The 16,930-nt window shown below is 62.2% G+C and carries 18 protein-coding genes and 4 tRNA genes; 11 read left to right on the top strand and 11 right to left on the bottom strand.

Annotated elements, in window-relative coordinates:
* Nucleotides 1-23: 23 nt before the first annotated feature.
* The 3 genes from IEX85_RS19265 to IEX85_RS19255 form a co-directional block, all read right to left on the bottom strand.
* Nucleotides 24-791 (bottom strand): hypothetical protein, encoded by a 768-nt coding sequence (locus IEX85_RS19265; protein WP_188862251.1) that lies wholly within the window; start codon nucleotides 789-791, stop codon nucleotides 24-26.
* A gap of 143 nt (nucleotides 792-934) precedes the next feature.
* Nucleotides 935-1,819 (bottom strand): DMT family transporter, encoded by an 885-nt coding sequence (locus IEX85_RS19260; RefSeq protein ID WP_188862250.1) that lies wholly within the window; start codon nucleotides 1,817-1,819, stop codon nucleotides 935-937.
* Between the two features lie 78 nt (nucleotides 1,820-1,897).
* Complete coding sequence (locus IEX85_RS19255; RefSeq protein ID WP_188862249.1) at nucleotides 1,898-2,317, bottom strand: hypothetical protein; 420 nt, start codon at nucleotides 2,315-2,317, stop codon at nucleotides 1,898-1,900.
* Between the two features lie 88 nt (nucleotides 2,318-2,405).
* Here IEX85_RS19255 and greB point away from each other — a divergent pair, with 88 nt between their 5' ends.
* The gene (gene greB, locus IEX85_RS19250) at nucleotides 2,406-2,924 is read left to right on the top strand and encodes a transcription elongation factor GreB (RefSeq protein ID WP_188862248.1); all 519 of its coding nucleotides are present in this window, start codon (nucleotides 2,406-2,408) and stop codon (nucleotides 2,922-2,924) included.
* A 310-nt stretch (nucleotides 2,925-3,234) separates the two neighbouring features.
* Here the strand turns inward: greB and IEX85_RS19245 are convergent, their stop codons facing one another.
* From IEX85_RS19245 to IEX85_RS19220, 6 genes are all read right to left on the bottom strand, one after another.
* The gene (locus IEX85_RS19245) at nucleotides 3,235-4,020 is read right to left on the bottom strand and encodes a YbaY family lipoprotein (protein ID WP_188862247.1); all 786 of its coding nucleotides are present in this window, start codon (nucleotides 4,018-4,020) and stop codon (nucleotides 3,235-3,237) included.
* A gap of 354 nt (nucleotides 4,021-4,374) precedes the next feature.
* Nucleotides 4,375-4,450, bottom strand: a tRNA-Lys gene (locus IEX85_RS19240).
* A gap of 26 nt (nucleotides 4,451-4,476) precedes the next feature.
* A tRNA-Lys gene (locus tag IEX85_RS19235) sits at nucleotides 4,477-4,552 on the bottom strand.
* 9 nt (nucleotides 4,553-4,561) lie between these two features.
* Nucleotides 4,562-4,637 (bottom strand) — tRNA-Asn (locus tag IEX85_RS19230).
* A 25-nt stretch (nucleotides 4,638-4,662) separates the two neighbouring features.
* Nucleotides 4,663-4,750, bottom strand: a tRNA-Ser gene (locus IEX85_RS19225).
* A 187-nt stretch (nucleotides 4,751-4,937) separates the two neighbouring features.
* Nucleotides 4,938-6,002 (bottom strand): AraC family transcriptional regulator, encoded by a 1,065-nt coding sequence (locus IEX85_RS19220; protein WP_188862246.1) that lies wholly within the window; start codon nucleotides 6,000-6,002, stop codon nucleotides 4,938-4,940.
* Between the two features lie 526 nt (nucleotides 6,003-6,528).
* Here IEX85_RS19220 and IEX85_RS19215 point away from each other — a divergent pair.
* The 5 genes from IEX85_RS19215 (at nucleotide 6,529) to IEX85_RS19195 (ending at nucleotide 10,023) form a co-directional block, all read left to right on the top strand.
* Entirely contained in the window at nucleotides 6,529-7,344 is an 816-nt protein-coding gene (locus IEX85_RS19215; protein ID WP_188862245.1) for a spermidine synthase, read from the top strand.
* Nucleotides 7,345-7,375: 31 nt separating this feature from the next.
* The gene (locus tag IEX85_RS19210) at nucleotides 7,376-7,828 is read left to right on the top strand and encodes a cytochrome b562 (RefSeq protein ID WP_188862244.1); all 453 of its coding nucleotides are present in this window, start codon (nucleotides 7,376-7,378) and stop codon (nucleotides 7,826-7,828) included.
* A 14-nt stretch (nucleotides 7,829-7,842) separates the two neighbouring features.
* The gene (locus tag IEX85_RS19205; RefSeq protein ID WP_188862243.1) at nucleotides 7,843-8,499 is read left to right on the top strand and encodes a cytochrome b/b6 domain-containing protein; all 657 of its coding nucleotides are present in this window, start codon (nucleotides 7,843-7,845) and stop codon (nucleotides 8,497-8,499) included.
* Between the two features lie 79 nt (nucleotides 8,500-8,578).
* Nucleotides 8,579-9,091, top strand: coding sequence for an S-ribosylhomocysteine lyase (luxS, locus tag IEX85_RS19200; protein ID WP_188862242.1), 513 nt, complete (start codon nucleotides 8,579-8,581; stop codon nucleotides 9,089-9,091).
* 92 nt (nucleotides 9,092-9,183) lie between these two features.
* The gene (locus IEX85_RS19195) at nucleotides 9,184-10,023 is read left to right on the top strand and encodes a CvfB family protein (protein ID WP_188862241.1); all 840 of its coding nucleotides are present in this window, start codon (nucleotides 9,184-9,186) and stop codon (nucleotides 10,021-10,023) included.
* A gap of 607 nt (nucleotides 10,024-10,630) precedes the next feature.
* On the opposite strand, the gene metA is transcribed toward IEX85_RS19195, so the two are convergent.
* Both metA and IEX85_RS19185 read right to left on the bottom strand, forming a co-directional pair.
* Nucleotides 10,631-11,563 carry a homoserine O-acetyltransferase MetA gene (gene metA, locus IEX85_RS19190; RefSeq protein WP_188862240.1) on the bottom strand — a complete coding sequence of 311 codons (933 nt, stop codon included), beginning with the start codon at nucleotides 11,561-11,563 and terminating at the stop codon, nucleotides 10,631-10,633.
* A gap of 535 nt (nucleotides 11,564-12,098) precedes the next feature.
* Nucleotides 12,099-12,530 (bottom strand): PACE efflux transporter, encoded by a 432-nt coding sequence (locus IEX85_RS19185; protein ID WP_188862239.1) that lies wholly within the window; start codon nucleotides 12,528-12,530, stop codon nucleotides 12,099-12,101.
* 249 nt (nucleotides 12,531-12,779) lie between these two features.
* On the opposite strand from IEX85_RS19185, the gene IEX85_RS19180 reads away from it, so the two are divergent.
* Genes IEX85_RS19180 through IEX85_RS19160 form a run of 5 tightly spaced genes read left to right on the top strand, consistent with a single transcriptional unit; the run spans nucleotide 12,780 to nucleotide 16,860 of the window.
* Nucleotides 12,780-13,412, top strand: a complete 633-nt coding sequence (locus tag IEX85_RS19180; RefSeq protein WP_188862238.1) for a thermostable hemolysin — start codon at nucleotides 12,780-12,782, stop codon at nucleotides 13,410-13,412.
* Nucleotides 13,402-14,826 (top strand): AMP-binding protein, encoded by a 1,425-nt coding sequence (locus IEX85_RS19175; protein ID WP_188862237.1) that lies wholly within the window; start codon nucleotides 13,402-13,404, stop codon nucleotides 14,824-14,826. The genes IEX85_RS19180 and IEX85_RS19175 overlap by 11 nt, the downstream gene beginning before the upstream one ends.
* Entirely contained in the window at nucleotides 14,805-15,461 is a 657-nt protein-coding gene (locus IEX85_RS19170; protein ID WP_188862236.1) for an iron-containing redox enzyme family protein, read from the top strand. Before IEX85_RS19175 ends, IEX85_RS19170 begins: the two co-directional genes overlap by 22 nt.
* Nucleotides 15,458-16,228: an SDR family oxidoreductase gene (locus IEX85_RS19165; protein WP_188862235.1), complete on the top strand. Its 771-nt coding sequence runs from the start codon at nucleotides 15,458-15,460 to the stop codon at nucleotides 16,226-16,228. Before IEX85_RS19170 ends, IEX85_RS19165 begins: the two co-directional genes overlap by 4 nt.
* Entirely contained in the window at nucleotides 16,225-16,860 is a 636-nt protein-coding gene (locus IEX85_RS19160) for a tetratricopeptide repeat protein (protein ID WP_188862234.1), read from the top strand. Before IEX85_RS19165 ends, IEX85_RS19160 begins: the two co-directional genes overlap by 4 nt.
* Nucleotides 16,861-16,930: the final 70 nt, after the last annotated feature.

Here is a 16,930-nt window from a genome sequence, read left to right as displayed (position 1 = left end):
TGGGGGATATCAGGCCTCGGCACTCAGTAGGCTTCGGGCTGTATCCCCAGCAGGGCATTGAGCTCGGCCACTACCTCGTCGTTGAGCTCCTTGTTGGCCGCCGCAACAAGCGACTCCGCCTCGATACGCGCCGCGGTCTCGACCGCCCGCTCCAACCGCCGCTGCCTGCGCTCCAGTCGCTCGATCTGCTCTGCAATCTGAGGATCCGCATCCGGCAGTGCCGCCTGTTCGTAGAGATCGTCGAGCCGGCGCTCCAACCGCTCCAGTCTCTCGCTCAGCTCGCGGCCCTCGAGCACCGCCTCCTCGTATTGCGCGATCAGCCCGACCCTCGAGCCGGGCGCCGCATGCAGGCGGGCATTGGCGGATGCATGGGCGGCGTTGAGACTGCCCAATGCACTTGCGACCGCCCGCCGATCGTTACCCAGCGACCGACCGCCTACCCGGCTCTTGTCGTGGCCCCGGGCCAGCCCGCGGCTGTGCGACTTTTCGCCCGCACGGGAAGCACCCGCTTCGGCGCCCTTCGCATCATGACTTGCGCCCTGGCCGCCGGCGTGACCACCCTGGTTACCGCCGCCATGATCGCCGCCACGGCCCCCGCCATGACCGCCACCGTTACCATTGCCACCGCCCTTGCCATTGCCGCCGCCATTACCATCACCGTTGCCGTTCTTGGCCAGTACCGAACCACCGGTATCCAGCCCGGTAACACTGTCGATTACGGGCGGTGCTGCGAGCAGGACCGCCGCAAGCGCAGCAGCCCCCAAACCCCAACGCTTCTCGAACGCTTTCATCACTTGGCTCCGGATCACATCAGTAGTTGAATTGAAGCAATTTTGCGCAGCAGTAGCCAGTGTCTAAAAACAGCGTCACCTGGCCGAAACAGAGCCTCACAGGGTTTCACCCGGCAGCCGCCCTCCCGGACCGGACCGCCGGCTCAGTTCCTGCGCTTCCACTGCTGCAGTATCACGCCGCCGACGATCAGCAGCAGTCCGATGTAGACCGTCGGATGGATCGACTCGCCGAGAATCTGACTGATAAAAATCAGCGACAGAAAGGGTGACAGAAAGATCAGGTTGCTGACCCGGCTGGCATGGACCGCGGTCTTGAGGGCGCCGAGCCAGAGCATGAAGGTCACGCCCATCTCGAAAAATCCGACGTAAACGGCCGCCGTCACCCCGTTCCAGTCCTGCGGAAAGCCGTCGCTCAACCAGGCGGCGGCGAGTACCCAGGGCAGACCGGTGAGGAAGCACAGCAGCAGCCCCACCACCGGTGACTCCTGGCTGCGGGCATTGAGAATCCAGTACAACGCCCAGATGATCGTACTGCCGAGCGCCAGCGCCACCCCCAGCGGGCTGTCGAACTGCAGTCCCAGCACATCGCCGCGGGTGGCGATGACCAGCACGCCACCGTAACCCATCGCCATGGCGACGAAGTCGCGCCCGTGCAGGCGCTGCCCCAGCAGCGGCACCGCCAGCAGCGACAGCGTCAGCGCCCAGGTGTAGTTGAGCGGCTGCGCCTGCTGCGCCGGCAACAGATCATAGGCCTTGAACAGTATGAAGTAATAGAAGAACGGATTGAGGAATCCGAGACCGATATAGCGCCAGCGACCGTTACGCCAGGCCTCGCCGACATCGCCCCAGGCCCGCTGCCAACTGACCGCCAGCGCCAGCACCAGCGTCGAGACAACGGAGGCGATGGCCAGCAGCTGCAGCGGCGTCAGGTATGCCAGCGCCAGCTTGAAGGCCGTCGCTACCGTCGACCAGAGCAACACCGCAGCGAGCCCGAGAACCAGCGCCCGTCCCTGAGATTTTTCCGTCATGACACCCTCTTCGGATTCGCGAAGCCTGAAAGAGCGCCGAGTCTAACCGGCCGCGCTGGCAAAGAAAATGGCGGACTGTCAGGCCGACAACTGCAGGCGGGAGGCCTCGATTCGATCCAGCATAAGCCGCCCGCTCGACATCAGTGCGACCTGCTCGAAGCGGTCGAGCGCGCGCTGCGTCTGCCGGGGAATGCTGGCGGCAACATCGAGATAGCTGCACAGCAGCGCAAACTCGCCCGGCTGCGACTGGCGCAGCGAACGGTTCAGCCGCTCGGTAAAGGCTTCGGTGTAGAAACTGCGGGGGTCCGGATAGCGGGGCTCGGGCGCCGGTTCGACAGCACCCTGTGCAGGGGGTGGTTGCGCCGGAGTATACTGCTGCTGATTGACCGATATCAGACTCAGCAGCAGCGAAAACTGCGCGCCCTGGCCGGCCTGCACCGCCGGCGTCAGGCCTGCGGTCAGGTTTTCGATACGGCTCTGGATAGCATCGGTCTGCATCGGCTCGGGCTGGCGGAAGGACTGCGAAAAGTTCTCAGGTTATCGGTCAGAGGCCCGAATACTTTAACGCCTCACACAAGGAAACAGCATGGGAAGATGGCGGCCACCACAGCCTCGCAGCTCGAAATATATCACCGCCGAAGGCTACCAGCGTCTCAACGAAGAGCTGAAGCATCTCTGGAAGGTAAAGCGCCCCGCCGTCACGGAAGCGGTGCGGGAAGCCGCCGCCCAGGGGGATCGCTCGGAAAACGCCGAGTACATTTACGGCAAGAAGCAGCTGCGGGAGATCGACCGCCGCGTGCGCTATCTGTCGAAACGGCTCGACGACATTACCGTGGTGGACAGAATCCCCGAGGACCGCGACACCGTATTCTTCGGCGCCTGGGTCACCCTGGCCGACGAGGATGACGTGGAAAAACGCTATCGCATCGTCGGCGCCGACGAAATCGACGCGGCGCAAAACTATATCAGCGTCGATTCGCCGCTGGCACGGCTGCTGCTAAAGCGCAGTATCGGCGACGAAGTCACGCTGGAAAAACCCGACGGCAGCGAAGTCTGGTACGAGATCGTCGCCGTCGAGTATCAGGCGTACAGCCAGGACCGCTAGTGTTGAATATCTGTCGGCGTTGCCGAGTGCGGCGGCCGGCCTGGGGAACTTACGAATAAGTCCCCATGAGGCTCTGGCTTACAGCGCGAGCCGGAATCGAGGCGCCGTTTCGAAGGCATGCTGGTTGCCTGTCGAGAAGCGGCAACAAAGAGTCCGGTTCGCGCTGTAAGCCCCGAAGGGCGGGTCCTGAAGCATGCATCTGCTGCGTTGCAGTGCTTGAAAAGGACTACTGCCATTCCCTGCGCACTGCGCCTTGCATCTGCACGCTTCAGGGCCCGCAGAGACCAAATGGAACTTGTTCGCAGGTTCCCTAGCGGGTGGTTTCGAGATAACGGCCACAGCCCTGATAGCGGCTGCCGCCGAGACTGACGCGCACCTTCGCCTCGAATGCCTCCCCACTCATGCTGTCCCGGCATGCGACAGGCTCGATCTCGATCTTGAATTCGTGGGCGCCGGTGCGAACGTCGTAGTGCACGATACCGGCTTCGAACCGCGGCGCCGGCGCCGGCGTATTGATGGTGCGCTCACCGTACCCCGTCACCAGCTGGATGCTGTTGCCGTCGTCGATCTCGATCGACCAGCCGGGCTCGTTACCGACGCCGCGAAAGTCGACGCCCCGCATGGTCGCCGCCGCCCAGGGATCCCCGCCGGCCTGCACCGCCGCCGGTTGCGGCGCGCTGCGCACCTGCTGCAGCACCAGGCTCAGATCGTCGCTCGGCTGCCCTTCGCCGAACACGCCATAGCGTTGAGTGGTGGTCCAGAGCAGCGAGTTGTCGGCCGCACGGATCTCGGCCCGGACCGCATACTGGTGACGCGGTTCGATGGCTGCCGGGTCGTACAGCAGACTGAAAGCGATCGGCACCTGCTTCTTCGGCTCGATCATCTGCTCGGCGATCAGCTCGGCCTTGGCGTCTGCGCGACTGACATCCTCCAGTCGTACCCGAACCTCGGCGCCCGGCGGCAGCATGACGCGCTCGCGATAGGTAACCTCGCCGTCCAGGGTTTCGCCGCCGCCATCCCGCACGCCCGCGCTGCACCCGGCGAGCGCGGCCACCAAAGCCGCCAGACAGATTCCCTTGCTCCCGATCAATCGCATTTTCAGTCCTCGTTCTCGTTCCCACACCCGGCCAGTCCGGTTCGGACACAGTATAGATACTCGAAGTTTGGGCGTGAATGGGCGCTGAAAGGACTGATGAATCTGTAGGAGTCGCGCCCCGAGACGAACGGGGTGAGGTGGTATGCGTGACTGTAAACGGCACAGAGGCAGGAGTCGATGCATCGCCGGCGGCAATGCATCACGACGTCGGACCGCCCGGCCAAAGGAAGGGGATACTCGACCAGACGGGACGGACTCGCTGGTCAGCCAGCGGCTGACAGCACAGACCAGATCCGATAAACAGGAAATCCGTTTGCGTTTTTGAATCGGGACCCGGCATGTCCGGGAAAAAGATGGTGGGTCGTATAGGACTCGAACCTATGACCAATTGGTTAAAAGCCAACTGCTCTACCAACTGAGCTAACGACCCACTTTGGGTCCACTTCCGAGAAGAAGTGGTGGGTCGTATAGGACTCGAACCTATGACCAATTGGTTAAAAGCCAACTGCTCTACCAACTGAGCTAACGACCCAACTTTTAGTGGCTCCCCGAGCTGGACTCGAACCAGCGACCAATAGATTAACAGTCTACTGCTCTACCAACTGAGCTATCGGGGAACGACAGCATTACTCCTTTTTGCGATGGCGGAGGGACAGGGATTCGAACCCTGGGAGCCTCTCGACCCGCCGGTTTTCAAGACCGGTGCTTTCGACCACTCAGCCATCCCTCCGAAGGAGTGGCGCGTATATTACCCGAATGAATTTCGCTGTCAACAACCTAAGAGACTGTTTCTTATAATTTTTTCTTAAAAGTTGATTTTGCCGCCACCGACCGCCCCAGACTGTGCAAAGCTTCGACAGCAGACACCCGGAGGCCGCCTTCCGCACGAACGACTGATCCCGCCAGCGCCACCGTCCTCAGCGCCGCTTGTCGTACAGCCGCAAGTAGCTCGGGCTCTTGCGATACTGTCCCGGTGTCATGCCGGTCCACTTCTTGAACGAGCGGAAAAAGGCCGACGGCTCGTCGAATCCCATCAGCGCCGCGACGTCGTTGATCGCCAGCTGCGGCGAGTTCATGTAATTGAGTGCCGCCGCCTTGCGACAGTCATCCTTGATCGCCTGATAGGACGTGCCCTCGTCCAACAGACGGCGGCGCAGTGTCGAAACCGACATGTTGAGCGCCCGCGCCACCTCTTCCGAACCCGGCAGCTCGCGACTGAAATCCTTGCCGATCATCGCGATGACCTGAGACTTGAGACTGTGATCGTTGTCCACCATCACGATCAGCTGGTAAGGCGCGGTCTTGAGAAAGGCGCGCAGGGTCTCCTCGGTCTGCACCAGCGGATAGTCGAGAAAGTACTGCGGAAACACGATGGCATTCTCGTGCTGATCGAACTTCACTTCCGACTGAAACAGGGTGCGGTAGTAGTCGGCGTCATCGGGCTCGGGAAACGCCAGGTAAACCGCTTTCAGCTCGAGCCGCTTGCCGATCAGCCAGCTGAGAAAGTGGTGCCACATCGACAGCGACGTGCGGATGCTGGTCGTGGACTCGCGCGCCAGCAGACTGTCGAACTCGGCTTCATCGACCTGGGCAACCGGTGCCAGCGACAGTTTGGCATAACGCCCCTTGCGCACCAGCATGGGCTTGACCAGCGTACCGCGGCAGATATCGAGAAAATCGGCGCAGCGCCACAGCGCCCGCTCCAGCGAACGACAGTGAATCAGACAGTGACACAGCAGCCGGAAGGTGCCGATCGGAACCTTGCCGTTACTGAGCATGCCGAAGAATTCGTCCTGGGCACTCCACATGATGCGCTGGTAAAGAGCACCGAACTTGACCGCCGACAGGGCGCTCTGCTGCTCCACCTGTTCCGGAGCAATGCCCACCTGCTCGAGCAGCTCCGCGACGTCCAGACCCTGGCGGTCGGCCTGCTCGAGCAGGTGCCGCACGTAACCGGTGGGAACGGTGATTCGTCGATCCATAAGTAACCTCGGTCGCGGGACAATACCCGCCTTCGGCGTTCCAGGCGCCGACTATCATCGGACGGCCCCGCTCATACTGCCAGCGACCGGGCCCGATACCGAATCGGGAAAAGCGACAATGGGAAAACAAGGTGAACGAAATGGCAACTGTTTTTGCGCGTTTCCGGTATTCCCTTTTCGTTCACCGAGGATAGAATACCGCGCTTTCCGCAGCATCCCGCGGATATCCGGGGTCCCTGGCGCCAAAAGCGCCGGGGGTAGCCTTCCCTCCATTGCTCCGGCGCCGTACATCCCCCCGAAGTGCATCGATATTCCAAAAAAAACGGCCCTCTGAGGGCCGCTGGAAAGGAAACTCTGCTGGAGAACTTCTTGCTCGCGAAAAATAAGACAGGCACATTGCGCAAAAGGTTCCAGCCCGATCGCATTTTTTTAAACGAATGTTTGGCCATGCGCATCGGGTCCCGAGATGTAACCCGCCAGGGCAAGGAGTAGAATCCGAGGCTGTCAGCGCAGCCAAGGAGCCCGGATGCCATCCCCTCTCGAATACTTCCCCGCCTCCGACCAGGATCGGTCAAAACGCGCGCTGGGCCGCACGCCCCCCGGGCACGAGTTGCACCGGGCCTACGACGAATGGGGCCCCGTCCGGGTCATCGAGGAAGGGCCACGGCGGTATCTCAGCTTCGGTTACGGCGGCGAGCAAAGCTGCATCCATTGCGAAGACCCGGCGCTGCCGGTGTTCGAGTACGTCCAGGCCATGCTGCTGGCCCTGCTTTACAAACCGGCGCCGCGTCACGTCACCCTGTTCGGTCTGGGCGGCGGCAATCTCAGCAACTGCCTGCAGGCCTACGACCCGACGCTGCAGCTGACTGTCGTCGAACTGCGTGCGCTGGTCGCCGAGACCGCCCGCAACTGGCTCTATCTCTCGGAGGGGCCCGGCCTGCGCCTGCGGATCGAGGATGCCGAGTGCTATGCCGCCAGCAGTACCGAACGCACCGATATTCTGTTCAGTGATCTGTTCCTTGACGAAGGCATGCAGGCGGTTCAGCTCGACCGCGATTTTCTCGGCGACTGCCAGCGCCTGCTGAACCCCGACGGCATCCTGGTTCTCAATCTCTGGGACGAAGGTCAGCCACGGAACCAAAAAGCACTGGGGCGGCTCAAAGAGCTGTTTGACGGTCAGTGCCTGCTTTGCCCGGTCAACGGCGGCAACCTGATTGCACTGGCCTTCAACGGAAAACCACCGGTCACCAACCCCAGGCGCCTGCAGCAGCACGCCCGGCAGCTGGGGCGCAAGGTCGGTGTACCGTTGCAGCGACTTCTCAATCAGCTGCAACGCTTTTGACCCATTCAATATCACGGAGACCAAGGACATCATGAAGCAGGCAAAAGGAATCAGAGCGGGACTGTTCGGCCTGACGATCGCCACGATGGCGTTGACGGCGCCGCTCACTCAGGCCGCGGAGCAGTGCGAAGACACACCGCTTGGCGAAACCATGGAAGAGATGAAAACCAGCTTCAAATCCCTGCGCGGCGCCGCCAAGTCCGGCGACTGGGACAGCATAGCCCCGGCCCGCGCCAAAATATCCGAACTCGCCGCCACGGCCGCCGACGAGGAGCCGATGAAGCTGCAGGACATCGACGAATCGGAGCGGCCGCAGATGCTGGAGGACTACCGTGCCGGCATCAACCGTCTGCAGGAGCTGCTCGACGAGCTGGCCGCAGCCGAGCAGGCCCGCGACCTCGACGGCATGCGGGAACTCGTGGCGCAGCTGGGTCAGCACAGCAAGGACAGCCATAAGCAGTTCAAGAAGGACTGCGACGACTGAGGCAGGCTCCCGCAATGGACTACAGGATCAAAGTCTGGGACCCGAGCATCCGGTTGTTCCACTGGGCCCTGGTGGGCCTGATGAGCTTTCTCTGGTGGAGCGGCAGCCAGGGTGACGGCATCGACTATCACCCCGTCGCCGGTTACTGCGTGCTGGGCCTGATCCTGTATCGAATACTCTGGGGCTTCGTCGGCAGCCGTTATGCCCGCTTCGGCGCCTTCCTGCGCCCGCCGCGGGAAACGCTGAGAAGCGTTCCCGGAGTACTGGGCCGGCAGCGCGCCCATTATCTCAGCCACAACCCGCTCGGCGGCTGGATGGTGGTCGCACTGCTGCTGTCGCTGCTGTTCCAGGGACTGACCGGGCTCGGCACCACCGACGACCTGATGATCGACGGCCCGCTGGTTGCATGGCTCGATGACAGCTGGGTGGAGCGACTGACAGACTGGCACCACTTCAACGCCAATCTGCTGCTGGTGCTGATCGGACTGCATCTGCTGGCGGTGCTGTATCATGACCTGGTGCGACGCGAGGGCCTTGTCAGCGCCATGCTGACCGGCGAAAAGCGCAGCCCTGTCCCGGCCGAATCCGCGCATCTGCCGCTGTGGGCCTTTGCCGTTACCGGCACTGGCGCCGCGGCTGCGGTATGGCTGCTGCTGACAGGGGCGGGCTGAGATTGCGCTAGCCCCCGCCGCGCTGGGATAATGACCTCAACGGCCACCGAGCCCTGCCCGTCAATCAAGAGGACCCGAGATGCCACTGCTCGATAGCTTCACCGTAGATCACACCCGCATGGCCGCGCCCGCGGTGCGCGTCGCCAAGACCATGACTACGCCTGGCGGCGATACCATCACCGTGTTCGACCTGCGATTCTGCCGCCCCAACGAGGAAATCCTCAGCGAAAAAGGCATCCACACACTCGAGCACCTGTTCGCCGGTTTCATGCGCGACCACCTCAACGGTAACGGCGTCGAGATCATCGACATCTCTCCGATGGGCTGCCGCACCGGCTTCTACATGAGCCTGATCGGCACCCCGGACGAGACCCGGGTGGCGGAAGCCTGGCTTGCGGCGATGAACGACGTGCTCCAGGTTCAGGCGCAGAACGAGATTCCCGAACTCAACGAATACCAGTGCGGCACCTACCAGATGCACTCGCTGGAGGAAGCCAAGCAGATCGCCGAGAACATCCGCAGCCGCGGCGTCGGCATCAACAGCAACGACCAGCTCAAACTGGATGCGGACTTTCTCGCCAAGCACTCCTGAGTAGCGCCTGGGCACCGATCACGGAGCCGCTTCGGCTCCGTTTTTATTTTCGTCTTGTCCTGCCGCGCGGGCGCAGGAATGGAGGGCTTTTCATGGCCGATCTCGGTCGCTTCAACCGCTTGCAGGTGATCAAGCAAAAGGACTTCGGCGTTTATCTCGACGGCGGGGAACTGGGCGAAATTCTGCTGCCGGCCCGCTACGTGCCGGCAGACTGCAAGACGGGCGACTGGCTCGAGGTCTTCGTGTCGCTGGATTCCGAAGACTATCTGGTCGCCACTACCCAGAAACCACTGGCCCAGGTCGGTGACTTCGCACTGCTGCGCTGCGCCGACGTTACCAAGGTCGGAGCCTTTCTCGACTGGGGGCTGCCGAAGCAGCTACTGGCTCCGTTCGGCGAACAGCACCGTCGCATGGAAGCCGGAAAGAGTTACCTGGTGCATATCCTCATCGATCGCAGCGACCGCATCGTCGCCTCCAGCAAGCTCGACCGCTTCCTCGACCGCACCCCCGCCAACTACCGCGACGGCCAGGCGGTCGATCTGGTCATCGCCAACCGCACCGACCTCGGCTTCAAGGCCATCGTCGACGGCCAGCACTGGGGCCTGATCCACCAGTCGGACCTGTTTCGCCGGGTGCATTTCGGCCAGCAAATCAGAGGCTACGTCAAGCGGGTCCGGCCCGACGGCAAGCTCGACCTCTGCCTCGACCAGCCCGGCTATAACAAGGTCGACGGCCTGGCCGGACAGATCCTCGAGCGGCTGAGGGTCGAAGGCGGTTTCATTGCCGCCCACGACAAGACCGATCCGGATACCATTTCGCGTCTGTTCGGCTGCAGCAAGAAGGCCTTCAAAATGGCGATCGGCAGCCTGTTCAAGCAGCGCCTGATCGAGATCGGGGACGATGGGATACGGTTGACCGACAGCCAACCCTAGGTTGGGTCTGGCGACGAAGTCGCGCAACCCGACAACAGATCGTAGTGCAGATCGATTGGGTTCAGCCGGCAACGCGGGGCAGTGTTGCGGCGGTGATGGGTTATGCCGCCGCAGACGTCGTGCAACCAGAAAGGAAGGCGGCGCGGCGGCGCCACCCACCCATACTACTTCAGTCTTCTATCTTCGTTTCCATCACGCTGAGATCGTACGGCGTGAGTTTCGGGCGCGTCGTAACCCAACACTGGTCGATCCGGCTGCGGTGGCGACCGAGACCCCCTGTGCAGATCGATTGGTTGCGGCTGGCAGGCGGGTGGGCCGGCGTTGGGTTACGGTCCTTCGGACCTAGACCCAACCTACGTCAGTCTTCTATCTTCGTTTCCATCACGCTGAGATCGTACGGCGTGACCTGGTCGCTTTGTAGGTTGGGTCTAGACGCGCAGGGCAGGGAGTGCCGGAATGGCGTGAGTTTCGGGCGCGTCGTAACCCAACACTGGTCGATCCGGCTGCGGTGGCGACCGAGACCCCCTGTGCAGATCGATTGGTTGCGGCTGGCAGGCGGGTGGGCCGGCGTTGGGTTACGGTCCTTCGGACCTAGACCCAACCTACGTCAGTCGTCTATCTTCGTTTCCATCACGCTGAGATCGTACGGCGTGATCTGATAGACGTAGTAGTTGAGCCAGTTCGAGAACAGCAGATTGCCGTGGCTGCGCCAGCGGTTGCGCGGGGTCTGCTCGGGATCGTCGCCGGGGAAGTAGTGTTCGGGCAGGGCCGGATCCAGCCCCGCCAGCACATCGCGATGGTACTCCTGCGCCAGCGTCATGCTGTCGTACTCCGGATGACCGGTCAGATACACCTGGCGCCGGTCCGCGCTGGCCATCAGATAGCCACCGGCGACCTCGGACGCTGCCAGCACACGCAGATCGGTATTGGCTTCGACGAACTCCACCGGAAAGTCCGCATAGCGCGAATGGGGAGCGAAGAAACTGTCGTCGAAACCCCGCACCAGCGGATCGTTCGGCACCAGGGTGAGGTGCTCGTAGATGCCGGAAAGCTTGCTTTCCCGGGTGCGTTTTGGCAGATCGTACAGTGCCTTGAGCCCCGCCTGGGCGGCCCAGCAGAGAAACAGCGTCGAGCTGACGTGCAAACGCGACCAGCGGATGATTTCCAGCACCGAATCCCAGTAATGGACGTCCTCGAACGACACCAGCCCAAGCGGCGCACCGGTAATGATCATGCCGTCGAAATTGCGCTCGCGAATTTCGTCGAAATTGCGGTAGAAGCTGTTGAGATGATCCGCAGGCGTATGGCGACTCTCGCGATTATCGATACGCAGCAGTTCGATATCCACCTGCAGCGGCGTGTTCGACAGCAGTCGGACCAGCTGGTTTTCGGTCTCGATCTTCTTCGGCATCAGATTGAGAATCACGACTTTCAGCGGCCGCACGTCCTGATGCATCGCGCGGGACTCGCTCATCACGAAGATGTTCTCGCTTCGCAACAGGTCGGCAGCCGGCAACTGGTCAGGAATCTTGATGGGCATCTGGATCGTGCTCCTCGAACAAAAACTGCAAAAAGACCGCAGATAATAGCACGATTCCGTGACGGCAAGATGCCCTGTGAGCCTGAGTGCAGGCAAAAGCGACATTTCGGATCATCACGAAGTCGCGGCGTCAAGCCTTGGCTTTTCCACCAAAACTGTGAATAAGTTTCTGGATAAGATATTCACAACGGTTATTCACAGCCCCCGAAGCCAGCAATATCGGGCCCCGTCACAAACTGGCGAATCTTCACTCAGAACGCAGTCCGGTAATAAAATTATTTTCTTGACACCGGGCTTAAGAGCCTAATTTTTCGGTGTATTCAGCACCGAAGTCCCCGTCTCGAGCCCTGCGAAAAGCCGCGAATGTCAAGATTGACAGCGCGCCGATCCGCCGCATTCGGGATCAGCGCCGCTACGGGCTTATACACAAAATCAGTGGATAAGCTTTGGGGAAAACTTTGGACAAATCACTTCGGATCGCAGCAGAGCCCGCGTCGGCGGGCTCTGCCAGGCTGCGACACTCAACTGCTCATTTTCAGCGCGCCGGCACGGGTGCCTTAGATGCCGGGAACAGCCAGTCGTACGCCAGGTTGTACAGGTAAGCGTACAGCAGGTAGAAGACAACCATTGCGATATCGGCCACCAGCGCCTGCCATAAACTCATATCCAGCCACCAGGCGATGACCGGCAGGGTCACCAGCAGCAGTCCGCCCTCGAACATCACCGCATGCAGCACCCGGTCCGCCTGCCGCTTGACGACACTGCCCCGCCTTTTCAGCAACCAGCCATCGAAAGCGCGGTTGTAGTAATAGTTCCAGACTGTCGCCAGTACGGAGAACAGCAGCGCCAGCGGGCCAAAATGTGCCGGCTCCAGACCGAACAGCCAGTCGCCGAAACCGATGACCAGCACCAGACCGATGATCTCGAACCCCAGCGCATGCCGGATCCGGTCCGCTTTGCTTCTCATTCTTTCCACTCCGCCCCGGTTGTCAGAAGAACGAAGAATTCTATAGGTTAAATATTGGATAAATAAGTTAAAAACTATCGTAATTAGCGATAGTCATATACTTCCGGGGCTACGCCTGAAGCCTGATACCGAAAGGTTGCATGCTGTCTGAGGGCCGCTGACTGCGGGGAAGCGGTTTCTGCGGGCAGGTCTTAAGTATCCCTTAAGAGAGCGGGCTCATTCTGACCTCATCGCAATGGAGGTTACGACATGCAGCCCAGGACAGCGCCACAACAGCTCAACCTCATCAGCTGTGCGGAAGGAACGGAACTATACGAGCGAATCAAGCGCTTTGCCTGTGCCCGTTACGCCGACGTGCACCAGGCCAGGCTGCGTCACTTCCTGCCACAGCAGATATTGCTGCGCGACGGCAACCAGTGGAAAGCAAGCTGCGGCATCCGCTATGCCGACCGCCAACCGCTGTTTCTCGAGCAATATCTCGACGCCCCGGTCGAAGACGTACTGCGTCCGTTCGCCGGCAAGCCGGTGCGGCGCGAACAGATCGTCGAGGTCGGCAACCTTGCCGGCGAGCGCGGCAGTGCCCGATTGATGATCCTGAGCCTGACGCGCTACCTCACCGAAGGCGGCATCGACTTCGTCGTGTTCACCGCCACCCGCGAGCTGCAGCATGCTTTCAGCCGTCTTGGCCTGTCGCTCGGTTTCCTGACCGAAGCCCGCGCCCAGCGACTGGCTTCGGGGCTCGACGACTGGGGTCACTACTACCGCCACAATCCAGCCGTCTTCGCAGGATCCGTCGCCGACGGCTGGTCCAGCATTCAGCAGCAGCCGATGCTGCGCCGCCTGCTGCTGAACATCGACAACGAGGCTGCCGATGCTCTTTGATACTCTCGCCCTGGCACTGGAACAGAACGACAGTGCGCTGCAAACCGAAACCGAGACCCTGGCCGGTTCTGCGGTACTGGCCCGGGCAGGGGAGCTCGCCACCAAACTCGAACGCCAGGGCGTGCGTCGCCTCGGCATTTTGCTCGACAACGGCGCGGACTGGGCAATCGCCGACCTGGCAGCGCTTCAGGCCGGAATAGCGGCGGTACCGATACCCGGATTTTTCACCCCCGCTCAGCGCCGGCACCTGACAGAAGACGCCGCACTCGATGCCATCCTGGCGGCCGCCCCCCTGCCCGGACTTACCGCAGGCAACCGTACCGCCTGCGGCTATCTGCATCGCCTGACGCCGCCAGCATCGGTATCACTGCCGGAAGGAACCGCGAAGATCACCTACACCTCCGGCACCACCGGTGAACCCAAGGGCGTCTGCCTGTCGCAGGACAATATGCTGGCCGTCGCCCGGGCCCTGCAGACTGCGACCACGCCGCTTAAGGTCCGCCGCCATCTCTGCCTTCTGCCGCTGGCGGTGCTGCTCGAGAACATCGCAGGCCTCTATGTTCCCTGGCTGTCGGGCGCCTGCGTCACCCTGCTACCGATGTCCGACCTCGGAATCCGGGGCGCTGCAGGCGCGGATCCAGCGGCGATGCTGGGGACACTGACGCAATGGCAGCCGCACAGCCTGATTCTGGTACCGGCACTGCTGCCGGTGATTCTGGCCGGCCGGCAACAGGGGCTGCCGGACAGCTACCGTTGCCTGGCACTCGGCGGCGGCCGGACGGCGGCATCGCTGCAGCAGCGTGCGCGGGCGCTCAGGTTGCCTCTGTACGAGGGCTACGGCCTGTCGGAAGCGGCTTCGGTCGTGGCCTTCAATCACCCGGGCGCGGAGCGCCCGGGCAGCGTCGGACGCCCCCTGCCCCACGTCGAGGTCAGTATCGGCCCCAACGGTGACGTCCGGGTACGGGGCAACCGCTTTCTCGGCTACCTTGGCGAGGCCGCCCCTGAGGATGACGGCTGGCTCGATACCGGCGATCGCGGCCATATCGACGCCGACGGCTATCTCGTGATCGACGGCCGGCGCAAGAACACCATCGTCACTGCGATGGGGCGCAACCTGGCCCCCGAGTGGCTGGAGGCAGAGCTGTGCGATCTGCCGGATGTCGATCAGGCCTTCGTCTACGGCGATGAGAGCATCGGCATTCAGGCACTGGTCGTAAGCCGCCAGCAGGACCCGCGTGCCCTGCAACGGGCACTGGATGACCGACTGCCGGATTACGCGCGCCTCACGAACCTGCATATCACCACCAGACCCTTTACCCGCGAGCGCGGCGAGCTGACGGCCAACGGCCGCCTGCGCCGCGCCGTTCTGACTCGCCGTATCAAGGAGGCATCATGGGATTTTTCGACCGCCTGAAGCTGGAAACCGAAACAGAGCGCCAGTACCTGCTCGGTGCCCCGGCGATCGTGGCCTGCATGCAGGGAGAGGTGACGCGCGAGCGCTACCTCGCCTTTCTGCACAACGCCTATCATCACGTGCGCCACACGGTGCCGCTGATGATGGCCTGTGGCGCACGGCTGCGGGATGACCAGGAATGGCTGTGCCAGGCGCTGACCGAGTATATCGCCGAAGAGTACGGCCACCACGAGTGGATTCTCGACGATATTGCCGCCTGCGGCGGCGACCGCGAGGCCGCCCGCCTGTCAGCGCCGAATTTCGAAACCGAAACAATGGTAGTCTGCGCCTACGACAGCGTGCAGCGCGTCAATCCACTCTGCCTGTTCGGCATGATCTGGGTCCTCGAGGGCACCTCGGTCAATCTGGCGACGCCGATGGCCGACCTGATCCGCGAAACGCTCTCTCTGCCCGCAAGCGCCTGCCGCTACCTCTACTCCCACGGCGAGCTCGATCAGGATCACCTGAAGTTTTTCGAGGATCTGATGAACCGTATCGAGGATCCGGCCGACCAGCAGGATATCCTGCATGCCGCCCGGCGCATGTACCGTCTGTACGGCGACATGTTCCGCAGCCTGCCGATGGAGGCCGCATGAAACGGATACTGCTGACCGGCGCCAGCGGCGGAATCGGTCGTGCCATCGCCGTCAGGCTTGCCAACGACGGTCACCGGTTGATACTGGTGGCCCGCGACGCCCGACGCCTGGAGGAACAGCTGTCGTTACTGCCGGGCAGCCACGAGATACTGACCCAGGATCTGGCCGCACCGGATGCCGGCATCCGGCTGGTCGAGGCACTTGGCGAACGCGTGCCTGACGTGCTGATCAACTGTGCCGGCGTGCAGGAGCTTCAGCGCTTCGACAACAGCGACTGGCTGGCGATCGAACGGCTGATGCGCATCAACCTGCTGGCACCGATGGCGATCATCCATGCCCTGGTGCCACGCCTGCATCCCGGCAGTCAGATCATCAATATCGGCTCGGTACTGGGTGAGATAGGCTACCCCGGCTATGTCGCCTACGGAGCCTCCAAGGGCGGCCTCAAGCGCTTCAGTGAGGCCCTGGGCCGCGAACTGCGGGATACCGGCATCCGTGTTTCCTGGCTTGCTCCCCGTGCCACCGATACCGCGCTCAACAGCCCCGAAGCTGTCGAGCTCAACCGAGCGCTCGGGAACAGGGTGGATGCCCCCTCGGTTGTCGCCGATGCCGTCGCCGGGCTCATCCAGTCCCCCCGAACCAGCAAGGTGCTGGGCTTTCCCGAATCACTGTTCACCCGCATCAACGCGCTGATGCCACGCCTGGTCGACGGCGCCATCGGCAAACAACTCGACACCATCAAGGCTCATTGCAAGGAGAAGTCATGAAAACCTGGTTGACAGCGGCCCTGCTGGCGCTCGCCAGCACCCCCCTGCTGGCGGCACCGCTGACGGAGTACCAGTCACGCTGGGCCGAAATCAAGTACCAACTGGAGGGCTCTCGCCAGGAAAAGGAATTCGAGGCGCTCAATGACGATATTCACCGGGAGCTGATACAGCAACCGGACGATGCCCGTTACCTGATCTGGTCCGCCATCATCGGCGCCAGCTATGCCGGCGCCCGGGGCGGGCTCGGCGCGCTCAAGTACGTCAAGGAAGCCCGCAGCGAGCTGGAACAGGCGCTGAAGCTGGACGCCGGCGCGCTGGACGGCTCGGCATACACTTCGCTGGGGTCTCTATACTACCAGGTACCGGGCTGGCCGATCGCATTCGGCAACGACAAGAAGGCCGAAGAACTGCTGCGAAAAGCGCTGGCAATCAACCCGGACGGCATAGACCCCAATTACTTCTACGCAGACTTACTGGTGAAGCAGAAGCGCTACGATGAAGCGGTCAAGTATCTGCAGAACGCCGAGCATGCACCTGACCGTCCCGGACGCTCGCTGGCTGATCGCGGTCGCCGGGAAGAAGTACGCCAGTTGCTGGAGAAAACCCGTCTCGAGCTTGGCGACGCCCGATGATAACGGCTGTGCCCGCGCCATCGCGCGAGCACAGCATTCAGCCCGGCCCCGTCACCGCGGCCAGGCGAAT

Origin of the sequence: Marinobacterium nitratireducens, assembly GCF_014645375.1 — a bacterium.
GTDB classification, from domain to species: Bacteria; Pseudomonadota; Gammaproteobacteria; order Pseudomonadales; family Balneatricaceae; genus Marinobacterium_A; species Marinobacterium_A nitratireducens.
The sequence above is the reverse complement of the archived record's forward strand: the minus strand, read 5'-3'. Positions and strand labels throughout refer to the sequence as shown.